This is a genomic window from Fulvivirga maritima, from assembly GCF_021389955.1.
In the GTDB taxonomy this organism is placed as follows: domain Bacteria; phylum Bacteroidota; class Bacteroidia; order Cytophagales; family Cyclobacteriaceae; genus Fulvivirga; species Fulvivirga maritima.
Genome location: NZ_CP089980.1, coordinates 2,278,441 through 2,291,221, shown reverse-complemented (window position 1 = coordinate 2,291,221; position 12,781 = coordinate 2,278,441). Strand labels below are relative to the sequence as shown.

General features: G+C 37.4%; 14 protein-coding genes. 12 read left to right on the top strand and 2 right to left on the bottom strand.

Annotation, left to right across the window (positions count from 1 at the left end):
• Positions 1–17: 17 nt before the first annotated feature.
• From LVD15_RS09680 to LVD15_RS27410, 11 genes are all read left to right on the top strand, one after another.
• Positions 18–1,301: a tetratricopeptide repeat protein gene (locus LVD15_RS09680; protein WP_233780081.1), complete on the top strand. Its 1,284-nt coding sequence runs from the start codon at positions 18–20 to the stop codon at positions 1,299–1,301.
• A 68-nt stretch (positions 1,302–1,369) separates the two neighbouring features.
• Positions 1,370–1,909, top strand: a complete 540-nt coding sequence (gene lptC, locus LVD15_RS09675) for an LPS export ABC transporter periplasmic protein LptC (RefSeq protein ID WP_233780080.1) — start codon at positions 1,370–1,372, stop codon at positions 1,907–1,909.
• Positions 1,910–2,087: 178 nt separating this feature from the next.
• Complete coding sequence (locus tag LVD15_RS09670) at positions 2,088–3,371, top strand: hemolysin family protein (protein ID WP_233780079.1); 1,284 nt, start codon at positions 2,088–2,090, stop codon at positions 3,369–3,371.
• An 83-nt stretch (positions 3,372–3,454) separates the two neighbouring features.
• The gene (locus LVD15_RS09665) at positions 3,455–5,542 is read left to right on the top strand and encodes a peptidylprolyl isomerase (RefSeq protein ID WP_233780078.1); all 2,088 of its coding nucleotides are present in this window, start codon (positions 3,455–3,457) and stop codon (positions 5,540–5,542) included.
• Between the two features lie 81 nt (positions 5,543–5,623).
• A complete protein-coding gene (locus tag LVD15_RS09660) occupies positions 5,624–5,887 on the top strand; it encodes a DUF493 family protein (RefSeq protein ID WP_233780077.1) in 264 nt (87 codons plus the stop codon).
• Between the two features lie 12 nt (positions 5,888–5,899).
• Positions 5,900–6,607: a class I SAM-dependent methyltransferase gene (locus LVD15_RS09655; RefSeq protein ID WP_233780076.1), complete on the top strand. Its 708-nt coding sequence runs from the start codon at positions 5,900–5,902 to the stop codon at positions 6,605–6,607.
• A 4-nt stretch (positions 6,608–6,611) separates the two neighbouring features.
• Entirely contained in the window at positions 6,612–6,842 is a 231-nt protein-coding gene (locus tag LVD15_RS09650; RefSeq protein ID WP_233780075.1) for a 4a-hydroxytetrahydrobiopterin dehydratase, read from the top strand.
• Between the two features lie 4 nt (positions 6,843–6,846).
• Positions 6,847–7,530 (top strand): 16S rRNA (cytidine(1402)-2'-O)-methyltransferase, encoded by a 684-nt coding sequence (gene rsmI / locus LVD15_RS09645; RefSeq protein ID WP_233780074.1) that lies wholly within the window; start codon positions 6,847–6,849, stop codon positions 7,528–7,530.
• Positions 7,517–8,296 (top strand): hypothetical protein, encoded by a 780-nt coding sequence (locus LVD15_RS09640; RefSeq protein ID WP_233780073.1) that lies wholly within the window; start codon positions 7,517–7,519, stop codon positions 8,294–8,296. The genes rsmI and LVD15_RS09640 overlap by 14 nt, the downstream gene beginning before the upstream one ends.
• Positions 8,293–9,087, top strand: coding sequence for an inositol monophosphatase family protein (locus tag LVD15_RS09635; protein WP_233780072.1), 795 nt, complete (start codon positions 8,293–8,295; stop codon positions 9,085–9,087). The genes LVD15_RS09640 and LVD15_RS09635 overlap by 4 nt, the downstream gene beginning before the upstream one ends.
• Before the next feature lie 33 nt (positions 9,088–9,120).
• Positions 9,121–9,285: a FeoB-associated Cys-rich membrane protein gene (locus LVD15_RS27410; RefSeq protein WP_502798021.1), complete on the top strand. Its 165-nt coding sequence runs from the start codon at positions 9,121–9,123 to the stop codon at positions 9,283–9,285.
• Positions 9,286–9,360: 75 nt separating this feature from the next.
• Here LVD15_RS27410 and LVD15_RS09630 read toward each other — a convergent pair whose 3' ends face one another.
• Both LVD15_RS09630 and LVD15_RS09625 read right to left on the bottom strand, forming a co-directional pair.
• Positions 9,361–10,143 carry a DUF4197 domain-containing protein gene (locus tag LVD15_RS09630; protein WP_233780071.1) on the bottom strand — a complete coding sequence of 261 codons (783 nt, stop codon included), beginning with the start codon at positions 10,141–10,143 and terminating at the stop codon, positions 9,361–9,363.
• A gap of 122 nt (positions 10,144–10,265) precedes the next feature.
• Positions 10,266–11,288 (bottom strand): SPASM domain-containing protein, encoded by a 1,023-nt coding sequence (locus LVD15_RS09625; protein ID WP_233780070.1) that lies wholly within the window; start codon positions 11,286–11,288, stop codon positions 10,266–10,268.
• Positions 11,289–11,571: 283 nt separating this feature from the next.
• On the opposite strand from LVD15_RS09625, the gene LVD15_RS09620 reads away from it, so the two are divergent.
• Positions 11,572–12,765, top strand: coding sequence for a lipoprotein N-acyltransferase Lnb domain-containing protein (locus tag LVD15_RS09620; RefSeq protein WP_233780069.1), 1,194 nt, complete (start codon positions 11,572–11,574; stop codon positions 12,763–12,765).
• Positions 12,766–12,781 lie beyond the last annotated feature (16 nt).

Below are 12,781 nucleotides of genomic sequence, written 5' to 3'. Positions count from 1 at the left end.
TGATGAAAAGTAAAATAATGAAGCGCATCTTTTTGTTAGCGGCTATTTGTTTACAGACCTACATGCTTCAGGCGCAATGTAATGACTGGAACTGGCCAGAAGACAAAGCAACAGCAGAAGAAAAAAACGTACTTTACACCGACGCAGTTAGAAATGACAACTTTGCAGCTGCTCAAAAGCCGCATTTGTGGTTATTGCAAAATGCACCTAAACTAAACACTTCCATTTATATCAATGGAGAAAAAATATATAAAGGTCTTATAGACGCTACTGATGATGAAACCAGAAAAGCAGCGCTAGTAGACTCGCTTATGCTCATATATGATATGAGAATAGAAAACTGTGGAGAAGAAGCTGAAGTAACAGCCAGAAAAGCTTACCAGTTTTACGTTTATAACATCAGACAAAAGGATAAACTTAAAGAAGTGCTAGAGCATTTTGACAAAGCTTATGACCTTAATGGTACCAGCATTCCTTACTACATGCACGTACCTTATATGAGTGCTGTGGTTTATAACAAAAAATACTTAGATAACCTGACTGACATGGAAATTTTAGAGCGCTATGATAAAATCATGGAAGCTGTAGATTACCAAATCAATGAAGGAGGTAAGTATGTTGAAAAACTAGAAGATTACAAAAGTAAAATCGATGGGTTGTTAGTAAGCATTATCGATGTGGACTGTGACTTCGTTAAAACTAACCTGGCTCCTAAGTTTAAAGAAAATCCTACAGACCTTAAATTGGCTAAAAAGATATTTGCCTTTATGCTTAATGGTAAATGTACTGATGACCCTCTTTGGTTAGAAGCAGGACAAGTAATTCAGGAAAAAGAGCCTAACTACGGACTGGCTAAAAACCTGGGTATTAAATTTAAAGACACTGATAAAGCTAAAGCTGAAAAGTACTTTAACATGGCTCTTTCTCTTACAGAAGATCCTTCTCAAAAATCTGACATGTACATACAGTTAGGTTCATTAAGAAGTGGCGGAGCAGCTTTAGAACTTTACCAAAAAGCTTTATCTGTAGATCCTAACAATAAGGATGCTTATAATGCTATGGGTTATGCTATCTCTCAAAGCTATAACAGCTGTAAAAAAGGTAAAGACCCTGTAGAAGATAGAGGAGTATTCCTTTTAGCTTATGACTTTTTCTCTCAAGCTGGTAACTCCAGAATGATGAACTCTATGAAAGAACAATTCCCTTCTACTGAAGAGATATTTACTTTCAACCATGAAAAAGGTCAGAAAATCACTGTTGATTGCTGGGGCAGATCAACTACTATTAGAAGCAGAGATTAATACATTGATCATATAATTTGTACATGGGCCATGAATTTATGTTTCATGGCCCATGTTTTTATATAGCCATGAGACATCTACCCTCTTTAATTCTAATCCTTTTTAGTTTACTTTTACTCTCCTGTGGAGATTCTGAAAAAAAAGTAACTGAAATAAAGCCTTACGAAGGCCCTATTCAGGAGGCCGAAGACCTGGAGCTATTCTATAATGAGTCTGCTACCTTAAAAGTAAAGCTCATCACAGACCGGCTACTAGAATTTGCTAATGGCAACAGAGAATTTCCTGAAGGATTATATATGGAATTTTATGATGAAGAAGGACAGCTTTCTTCTACTCTAAAGGCCAATGAAGCTGTTTATTTCAAAGAAGAAAATAAATGGAGAGGCCGTGGAGACGTTCAGTTAAAGAACATTGAAAACCAACAAGAACTAAATACTGAAGAATTATTCTGGAAGCCTGATGAAGAAAAGATGTATACCGATAAATTTGTAACCATAAAACTGCCAGATCAAACAGTATACGGCACCGGCTTGGACGCCAAGCAGGATTTTTCTGAATATCAAATATTAAAACCCGAAGGAATATTTTCTGTAGACGATAATGAATAAACTTTCTCCTATAATTATATTTTCTTTAAGCGTAGCTTTTTTCATTATAGGCATACACCAGCTCATGACTGTGGGACTGATGGCGTCTTACTGGATTTTTATGTTATGTTTAAGTCTTTTATTTTTATATAAACTTTTAAAAGACAAGAACAAGAAAGACAATACTTCTAACTAATACATGGACCTATCCGTTCTTATTCCCATCGCTCTCACCTTACTATTCTCTGCCTTCTTCTCAGGTATAGAGATTGCCTTTGTTTCGGCAGACAAGCTTCATATAGAGCTACAAGGCAAAAAAGGTTATAGAACAGGCAAGATTTTAGGGAAATTTCTAAACAACTCCAGCAGATTCATAGGCACTACGCTTATAGGTAATACTATCGCACTGGTTATCTACGGTATATTTATGGCCAAGCTGTTAGATCCTTTTATAAGGGAGGCCCTGCCAGAAGTAATATACAATGAACTGTCGGTACTGATCGTACAAACGGTAGCCTCTACCCTGATTGTATTACTTACTGCCGAATTTCTACCGAAGAGCATATTCCTGATTAACCCTAACTGGATGCTCACCATTTTCGCCTTCCCCATGTACATTATCTACTGGATCATGGGCCCGGTGGTATGGGCTATAGTTTCACTCTCAAAAGTGATCATTACTAAAGTCATGGGGCTGGAATATTCTGAAGACAGGCCGGCATTTCGCCTCACAGACCTTGATAACTATATCAAAAATACCATCCTCTCCGATGAAGACACCAACGTAGAGGTAGATACAAAAATATTTAATAACGCTCTCGAATTTAAAAATATCCGCATCAGAGAATGTATGATACCCCGAACGGAAATCATAGCAGTAGACATAGAAGATGCACTGGCCGACCTGAAAAAAGCGTTTATTGACAGCGGCCATTCAAAAATATTAGTTTATGAAGACTCTATAGATAATGTAATTGGCTACTGCCATTCACTTGAGTTATTCAAAAAACCTAAAAATATTAAAGATATTCTTACACCTATATTGATAGTACCAGAAACCATGCTGGCCAATGAACTCATGATTCAGTTTATTAATGAACGCAAGAGCCTAGCATTAGTAGTAGATGAGTTTGGAGGCACATCTGGTATAGTAAGTATAGAAGACATTATAGAAGAAATTTTCGGAGAAATCCAAGATGAACATGACGATGAAGACTGGGTAGAACAGCAGCTTGATGACAATAATTACCTCTTAAGCGCTCGCCATGAGATAGATTACCTCAATGATAAATATGAGTGGAACTTACCTACAGGAGACTATGAAACTCTGGGCGGACTCATTCTATCTATTACTGAAGATCTGCCTCAACCAGGTGATTCTATTACTCTTCCTCCTTTTAATTTTTCTATTCAATCTACTAATGATATACGAATTGAGATCGTAAAACTTACATTAGATATTAAAGACTCTGAAAATAAATAATATGGAGCAAAAAACGTAGTTTGATTTTAGTTGGATACTATGTAAATTTGCGCCTCTTTTAAAATGAACGTATTATACACAAAATGGCATTAATCAACACTCTGAGAAACAAAATGGGGAAGGTAGTGGTATTTCTAATATCCTTCGCTATCGTAGCCTTTATCCTGGCAGACTTTGCTAGCAACCAATCAGGTCTCTTTGGAAACGATAATCAAATCGGCGAAATCGCTGGGGAGAATGTCGACCTCAAGGAATTCCAAAGTCTGGTGCAGCAGCGCGAAGCCGAATACTCTATTCAATATAATCGCCAGCCATCAGATCGTGATCGTCCTCTTTTAAGAAATCAGGCATGGCAACTTCTCATCAATAAATATGCTTTCCAAAAGCAGTATGATGAAGTAGGCTCTGAAGTAACCAGCGACGAAGTTTGGGATATGATCCAAGGTAAAAACCAGGACCCTAACGTAGCTAACTTCTTCACTAATCCTGAAACAGGAGAATTTGACAGACAGTTGTTCCTTAACTTCTACCAAAATATAGATCAGCAACCAGCTATGTATCAAAATTACTGGGCTATCTTAAAACAAAACCTAAGACCAGGTAGAGAAAGGGTTAAGTTTGAAAACCTGATCATAAAAACTAACTACATTACAGATGCTGAAGCCGAAATGGAGTATCATGCGCAAAATGATGTAGCTGAAATAAAATATTTATACGTTCCTTACTATGCAATTAGTGATTCTGCTGTGAATGTTTCTGATAGTGATCTGCAAGATTACTATAACAAGAACAAGGAGAAATATAAATCAGAGCACACCAGAAGCTTAAAATACGTAACATTCCCTATTGTGCCCTCTGCAGAAGATTCTGCCTTCGTAAAAGAAGATATGCTGAAATTAAAAGAAGAATTTAAAGCCAGCAAAAACGATTCTCTTTTTGCAGGCACCAGCACTGATGGAGATACTTTCTTTGGATCTTACCACTCAGGAATTTTACCTCAGGAACTTCAGGCTAACGAAGGAAACCTAACTATAGGAGATGTAAGAGGACCATACCTTACTAACGATGGTTATGTTCTTTACAAAGTATCTGATGTTTATCAAGATACTGTATCATATGCCAAGGCTAGCCACATACTTATAAAAGGAGATGATGACGAAGCCAAGCAAAAGGCACAAGACTTATTAAACGAACTTAAAGGAGGTGCTAACTTCGCTACTCTAGCCAGAGAAAACAGTGAAGATGGCAGTGCCAGCAGAGGTGGAGACCTAGGATGGTTCGAATCAGGAAGAATGGTACCAGAGTTTGAAGAAGCTGTTTTCTCTGCAAATGAAGCAGGACTGATAAATCACTTAGTGAAAACTAAATATGGTTACCATATCATTAAAGTAGATGAAGCTAAAACCAACCAGGCTTACAAAATCGCAAGAATTGACAGAAGTGTAATCGCTAGTGATGACACCAGAAATGCTGCCTTCAGTAAAGCTGATATTTTTGCGAATGAAGTTTCTGACCTTAGTTCATTTGATGCTTCTGCAGAAGAAAAAGGATTAAGAGTTACACCTGCTAACCAACTAGGGCCAAATGATAGCCGCATAGGAGTACTTGGCGAAGCAAGAGAAATAGTGCAATGGTTGTTTAGAGATGCTTCTAAAGGAGATGTATCTAAAGTTTTTGAACTAGATGAAGACTACGTAGTAGCTGTAATGACAGCAGAAACAGAAGAAGGTTATAAAGATCTTGCTGATGTAAAAACTGAAATCACTGCTGAAGTGAAAAAGCAGAAAAAAGGAGATCAGATCATCCAAAAGCTAAGCGGTCTTTCTGGTAACTTAGATGAAAAAGCTTCTTCTTTCGGAGAAGATGCTAATGTTTATTCAACAAGTAACCTTAAACTTAGCTCTAACTCAATCCCTAACGTAGGTTTTGATCCTGTAGCGGTAGGTAAAGCATTTGCTCTGAATAACGGAGAAACATCAGAACCACTTAAGGTTGAAAATGGAGTGTTAATAGTTACAATGCAAAACAAAACTGTTGCACCAGAAATTGCTGATTACTCTTCATATAAAGCCCAAATAGAGCAGCGTAATCAAAGTAGAACCGCCTTCAACATAGGTGAGGCTATTAAAGAAGATGCTGACATAGAAGATTATAGATATAAGTTCTATTAAAAACATTTCAACTATAGAATAAGAAAAGCGGGGAACTTAAGCCCCGCTTTTCTTATTTAAAGGCAAAAGCAATTTTCAATTATGCAAGAAGGAACAATAGAGTTATTTAAAGACAAGCTAGATAAAGAATACGAATTCCCTGCACTATATATATTCAAGTTTATAGCTCCTAAAGGCAAGGAAGCCGAACTAAAAGGGCTTTTTACTAAGCATGAAATTAAAGAAAAGGCCTCTAGCAACGGAAATTATATAAGCATTACCGTAGAAATGATGATGCCCTCCAGCGACAGCATCATAGAGTATTACATTAAAGCTAACCAAATAGAAGGAATTATAGCGCTGTAACATCAGCCCTCGTTGTCTGTTAATATGTATGTGAGTATACGGTTTTTGATCTGCGCATTACCCTTGGTTATTTATGCCTGTCAGCCACAGGATAAAAAGGAAGCAGTACAGCAAGTGATTATAGCAGATTCATCAGATGAAGATGAAGGACATCCGTTTGAAAGTCTGGTGCAAAATTATGAAGCCCCAGATAGGGGTAATTGGCAAAACCCTCAAATGGTTCTCAATAAATTACTCCCTTTAAAAGGAAAAACCATTGCTGACATAGGTGCAGGAACTGGGTACTTCACTTTTAGAATGGCAGATCAAGGTGCTGAAGTAATTGCTGTAGACATTGATGAGCGTTTCCTTAGTTATATTGATGAGCATAAAGCAGAATTACCCAGAGAACAAAGATCAAGAATCAGCACTCGTATTTCGGCTGAGAATGACCCATTACTTGAGGCCGGTGAAGTAGACGGCGCATTGGTGGTGAATACTTATTATTTTCTTGGTGATAGAACAAATTACCTGAAGAAAATTTTAAATGCCATTACTACTAATGGAACCATTCTGATTGTAGACTATAAACAGGGCGATTTACCTGTTGGTCCGCAAGAAATAAATAAAGTTAGCCCAGCCGAAGTAGCTAATGAACTGAAAGCGGCAGGTTTTACAGATATAAAAAATGATAATGAAAGCCTGCCCTATCAATATATGATTACAGCAACTAAACCTTAAAATTATGTGGAAAGAAGAAGATAATAAGCTAAAAAAGACCTTTGAATTTAAAGATTTTAAAGAGGCTTTTGGTTTTATGACCCAGGTGGCAATAGTAGCAGAGAAAATGAATCATCATCCAAACTGGTCTAATATCTATAATACTGTTAGCTTTGAGCTAAATACACATGATGCCGGGGATAAGGTAACGCAAAAAGACCACGACCTGGCTGAAGAAATTGATAAACTAGCTTAAGTAAGTGAAAGAAAATACTACGCAATTATACCTTGTACCCACTCCTATCGGCAATCTGGATGATTTCACTTTCAGAGCAGTAAAAATACTCAATTCAGTAGATGTAATCTTGGCCGAAGACACTCGTACTTCAGGTAAATTGCTAAAGCACTACGATATCTCTAAACCGTTACAGAGTTATCATATTTTCAATGAACACAAAACGGTAGATCAGTTAGTAAAGAGACTTAATAATGGAGAGGTAATGGCACTCATAACAGATGCCGGCACCCCTTCTATTTCAGACCCTGGCTTTTTATTAGTTCGGGAGTGCCTTAAAGCAGAGATAGAACTGGAATGTCTGCCAGGTGCTACTGCTTTTGTACCTGCTTTAGTAAAATCAGGCCTTCCTTCTGATAAGTTTGTTTTCGAAGGCTTTTTACCACACAAAAAAGGCAGGAAAACCAGACTAGAATTTCTGGCAACCGAATCTAGAACCATTATTCTTTATGAATCTCCTCACCGTTTATTAAAAACGCTGGACCAACTGGCTGAACACATGGGGGAAGAGAGGCAAGCTTCAGTATCAAGAGAGCTCACTAAGCTCCATGAGGAAACTGCCAATGGCAGCTTAGCAGAATTAAAAACGCATTTTTCTCAAAAACCTGTAAAAGGTGAAATAGTGATTATTATAGATGGAAAACCCTAACACAAGACTCTGGCTGCTAGCCCTATTATCGCTTTCATTATTAGTTATTAGTGCTGTTTTTAACACTTTTTCCTTCTTAATACTCTTAGGCTTATCCCCTCTCTTTGCCATATTTAATGAATTTAATAAAACTGGCAGCGAACGCTCTCAACTAAAAAACTACGGGTATATTCTAGCCATTCTCGCTCTGGGATTTGGCTCATGGGGGCTTTCATTCAGCACACCGGAACCTGTTCACTTTATGCAGGGAGCCCTTTTCGGCATAGCCATCTCTTTATCGTTTTTGATCTATCTATTCACCAATAAGTATGCAAAAAATAGAATTGGCTTGTTTACAATACTTATTTATTGGCTGGCGATAGAATATCTGCTATATAGATACATCCCTACTTTTGCCAATTACTTTCTGGGAGCTGTTTTTAGCCATGACACTTATCTTATTTCCTGGGACTTATACACTGGCTTGCAAGGTGTCTCCTTCTGGATTATTCTTGTAAACATTCTTTTTTATTTTGCTCTGTTTAAAGATCTGGCCATATTTAATTCTAAAATTCGCTGGCTAAGCATCATATACACCCTTGTAATTGTGGTTATTCCTTTCGCTATGAATATTTCATCTGAAGCTATAATCCCAATAGATCTCATTTCTATGGAAGCCGCCTCTAAACAGCTCACGGGTAGCGGTGAATACTTGGGTAAAAATGCGGTGTGGGTAAGTATTTTGATGATTTGCTATGGATTCGTACAAAGAAAAACAAAAAAATGACTGACTTAAAAACTCTAATCCAACCTACCAAGGCACTGGTAATGGAAGTGGGTACTTTCATTAGAGAAGAAAGTAAAAACTTCAAATTATCTGATATAGAACACAAAGGCTTCAATGATCTGGTATCATACGTAGATAAAGAGGCCGAGAAAAAATTAGTTGCTGGCTGTAAAAATATACTTCCAGAGGCCGGTTTCATTACAGAAGAAGGTACAGAAACAGAGAGAAAAGAAGAATTCAACTGGATAATTGATCCTCTTGATGGCACCACCAACTTCACGCACGGGTTGCCTATTTTCGCTATAAGCCTAGCTCTCAAGCAGCATGGCAAAATAGTAATGGGGTTCGTATATGAAATTAATAAAGACGAATGCTTTTATTCGGTAAAAGGAGAAAAGGCCTATTGTAATGATGAGGAGATTTCAGTTTCTCCCATAGGTCAGTTAAAAGACAGCCTGCTGGCAACAGGTTTCCCGTACTATAACTTTGAGGATATGAATAAGTACCTCAAAATACTAGACGAGCTTATGCAAAGCACGCATGGCTTACGCCGAATGGGAAGTGCTGCAGTAGACCTTGCTTATGTAGCCTGCGGTAGATTTCAGGGCTTTTTTGAATATAACCTGAATGCCTGGGACGTAGCTGCAGGGGCGTTTATAGTACAGCAGGCCGGTGGTAAAGTAACTGACTTTAAAGGAGAAGATGATTATATTTTTGGCAGAGAAATATGCGCCACAGGTAAGCTTAATGATAGCCTGCTAGAAGTAATCCGAAAACATTGGGATGCATAGAAACCTATTCTAAATCTAATTCGTTAGCAAAGTATGGTACAACAGATAATAATAGGCCTCTTATTTTTAGGAGCCATCATATATTTACTGAACTTGGTTTATAAACACTTTAAAGGTGATGCCGGCTGCTCTAAAGGTTGCGGATGTGAATCATCATCAGGCATTCAACATTTAAAAAATGTTCAACACAAAAATTAACTGCTTTTAAATAAAGACCATAAAAAAATCCCTTTCTTATTGAGAAAGGGATTTTTCATATCAAGCTCTTTAATTTTAATCTACACTTCCAAACACTCTTTCTAAAAGGGAAGTAACACGAGCAATAGGATCTTCTCTGATAGCCTTCTCTTCTTCAGAAACTTTCAAAAATAAACCATCCAAAGCTTTACCAGTAGCATGCTCGGCTAAACTATTAGAAGTAATCTTATCCAATTGTTTATCAGGATTAAAAGTATAGGCCAGGTTATATATGCTTACACCATCGTTATAGGTGTTTATCAGCTTAGTGTATAACTCTTCGGTAGATAGGTCTACGCCACTAATTAAGTTCTTATTTAATACAGGCGAAATAATTCCACTAAAATTAGTAAGCAGACGAGAGTACGTTCTGCCCTTCAAATAAACTGTAGCTGCAGAATCAGAACCAGTAAGTATGGTATAGCCATCTGCAATACTCATAGTGGTAATAGCATCTTTAAAAATAGTTTTTGTAGAGTCAAGAGCAGCTGACTCCTCAGCAGCACGGTTCATACTGGTAACAGTCTGATCTATTATTGGCTGAATAAGCGAAGTGATCCCTAACTTCTCCATATTATCTAAAATAGGCTGAGCCTCTTCAGGTAATAATATTTTAACAGCGGCATCTTCTAAGTAACCATTTGTAGCCCCTAAAATAGAAGTAGAGGTATCAGTACCCACTACTAAGGCCTCTTTAAGGCCCGCTACTATTTCACTTTCACTTAAGTTGGTTCCTAATGCATCGTCCAAATCTTCGCATGAAGAAATAGTAAAAAGCAAAACCACAGACAAACTAAAAAAGCCAAGTTTTTTTATCATAACCGTACGTTTAAAAATTTTGAGAGTGTATAACAAACTCCATACCTACCTTTACTATACAGAAAAACAGTAATCAGGTAACCCTTTAATGAACCAGGCAGATCGTTCTTAGCAGGAGAATATCAGGCCCAAACTTTAGTGCCTTCTGTACAGTTTTGACACATTTCAATCTTACTTCTTGATTTAACAATGGCCTGTCTGAATTTTCGATAGGTATCCCCTTCCCACACTTCTTTAAATGAAAACTGCTGTAAATCCCCCATTCGGTAATGTGCATCCTTATCAAAACAACAAGGAATCACTTTTCCGTCCCACGTGATAACACTACTGTGCCACATCTTCCAACAATGATCCAATAATTTATTTTTTATAGAGTAAGTGCCATCTCCATTGTTCTTATAACGGGAATACTTATCTATAGTGGGTATAAGATCTGAGCCATTTTCATAGTCATAAATTTGTGCAGTTTTAAAGCCTACCTCATCCACGCCCAGATCAGCCGCCATTTTTTTCACATCTTCTATCTGATGCTCATTAGGCCTGACTACCAAAAATTGAAAAATAACATGTGGCGTTTTAGAATTTAACTCCTTCTTCCAGCGCACAATATTTTTTGTACCTTCTATCACTTTATGTAATCTTCCGCCTACCCTATAAGATTGATAGGTCTCCTGAGTAGTTCCATCTATTGAAACAATAAGCCGATCCAGCCCTGACTCTACGGTCTTTCTAGCCATTTCATCATTAAGATAATGGGCATTAGTAGAGGTAGCAGTATAAATTTTTCTATCAGATGCATATTTGACCAGGTCTAAAAAGCTCTTATGCAGATAGGGCTCCCCTTGAAAGTAAAAAAGCAGATAAACCAGTGTGTCTTGCAGTTCATCAATTACTTTTTTAAATAAATCATTGGGTAACATACCGGTAGGCCTGGTAAATGACCGTAAACCACTAGGGCACTCCGGGCACCGAAGATTACACGAGGTAGTAGGTTCTATTGAAATGCTTATAGGCATTCCTTTTATAGATGAACCTCCCAGCCAGCGAGAAACAATGTAGCTCCGCACCACCCTTCCTGCATTCCATGCTCTCTTAAAACTAAATTTAGAGAGAAAATTCAGACCATCTGTTACATTCGAATTCACCGATCGAAATTACCAAAAGTACGCTAGCTTTAAAAACCGAGATTACATCGCTCTATAAAATTAACATTTGCCAACCCTGCGCCGATGAAATATTATTAGCTGGTTTTGATATTTTTTTCCTTTGTAACACCTCTTCAATAGCAGAATCTTCTAGATTAGTAGTAATGATGATATTATTATGTGAGCAATTTTAGCTTTGTTAAAATAAAAGTGAGCTCACGCATTACGCCAACATTAACCTATAACCACCAAAGACGATAGTTATAATCAACGGCTGCCTGAAATGAAAAAGTTTTTAATACTTATATTACTCCTACCCACCTTATGCTTTGCGCAGAAACGCACGCTTTCTAAATATGCCGAAATAAGGGTACTCACCTGTGGCCCTTATCAAGGAGAATTATACTCCGCCTTCGGGCACAGTGCCATAAGAGTACATGATCCTATGAAAGGGTATGACATGGTGTATAATTATGGAATTTTTGATTTTGATCAACCCAATTTCTACCTCAACTTTGCCCGTGGATACCTCAACTATAAATTAGCAGTACAAGAGTATCGCAACTTTAAATATGCTTACGTCTATTACAATCGCTTTATTCATGAACAAATTTTAAATCTGGACCAAGAACAAAAGCAAAAGCTATTCGACTACCTCCAATGGAACGCTAAGCCTGAAAATCAGTATTACTACTATGATTATTTTTATAACAACTGTGCTACTAAAGTCAGGGATGCCTTAAAAGCTACTTTTAAAGATGATCTTCAATTTGATGGCTCATATATCAGTACAGATTATACTATCAGAGATCTCACACACATTTACCTGGAGCAGCAACCATGGGGTGAGTTAGGTATAGACATTTGCCTCGGTCTACCTATGGATTCCGTAGCTACCCCTGAAATGTATATGTTTTTGCCTGACTATATTGAGCAAGGTTTTAACCATGCCTCCATAATGAAAAATGGCAGGCTGGAGCCTTTGGTAAAAAAGACCATTGTTACTAATAAAGCCCAGCCACAGGAGGATCAGGCAAGCACTATAACTCCATTAATTGTCTTTGGCTTATTATTATTAGCTGGCATAATCATATCCGTCATAGGCTATCGCAAAGACAAAGGCTATTTCTTGTTTGATGTTATTCTATTTTCTGTCATTGGCCTGGTAGGGTGGTTACTACTTATATTATGGGTGGCAACTGATCATCATGCGGCTGCCAGAAATTTCAACTTGCTATGGGCTATTCCATTGCATTTCCCATTAGCCCTGTTTTTACTAAAGAAAAATATTCCTGATTTTCTGAGAATCTATTTTCAAGCCTCCTGCTTAGTAAACCTTGTATTACTAATTACCTGGGCCTTTTTACCTCAGAATATTCATTATTCTTTAATACCATTAATAATCTTGTTATTAGGCAGGTCTTATTATATTCAGCGGTACTTATCCTTTGAGCGAGACGAGGATGAGTCTGTTTAAAAAAACCGTTTCCTAC

What these genes read in the sequence shown, in the direction of transcription:
- LVD15_RS09635 (WP_233780072.1), top strand. Translation starts at nt 8,293, where the DNA reads ATGACTGACTTAAAAACTCTAATCCAACCTACCAAGGCACTGGTAATG.
- LVD15_RS09630 (WP_233780071.1), bottom strand. Translation starts at nt 10,143, where the DNA reads ATGATAAAAAAACTTGGCTTTTTTAGTTTGTCTGTGGTTTTGCTTTTT.
- LVD15_RS09650 (WP_233780075.1), top strand. Translation starts at nt 6,612, where the DNA reads ATGTGGAAAGAAGAAGATAATAAGCTAAAAAAGACCTTTGAATTTAAA.
- lptC (WP_233780080.1), top strand. Translation starts at nt 1,370, where the DNA reads ATGAGACATCTACCCTCTTTAATTCTAATCCTTTTTAGTTTACTTTTA.
- LVD15_RS09680 (WP_233780081.1), top strand. Translation starts at nt 18, where the DNA reads ATGAAGCGCATCTTTTTGTTAGCGGCTATTTGTTTACAGACCTACATG.
- LVD15_RS09660 (WP_233780077.1), top strand. Translation starts at nt 5,624, where the DNA reads ATGCAAGAAGGAACAATAGAGTTATTTAAAGACAAGCTAGATAAAGAA.
- LVD15_RS27410 (WP_502798021.1), top strand. Translation starts at nt 9,121, where the DNA reads ATGGTACAACAGATAATAATAGGCCTCTTATTTTTAGGAGCCATCATA.
- LVD15_RS09665 (WP_233780078.1), top strand. Translation starts at nt 3,455, where the DNA reads ATGGCATTAATCAACACTCTGAGAAACAAAATGGGGAAGGTAGTGGTA.
- LVD15_RS09620 (WP_233780069.1), top strand. Translation starts at nt 11,572, where the DNA reads ATGAAAAAGTTTTTAATACTTATATTACTCCTACCCACCTTATGCTTT.
- LVD15_RS09670 (WP_233780079.1), top strand. Translation starts at nt 2,088, where the DNA reads ATGGACCTATCCGTTCTTATTCCCATCGCTCTCACCTTACTATTCTCT.
- LVD15_RS09640 (WP_233780073.1), top strand. Translation starts at nt 7,517, where the DNA reads ATGGAAAACCCTAACACAAGACTCTGGCTGCTAGCCCTATTATCGCTT.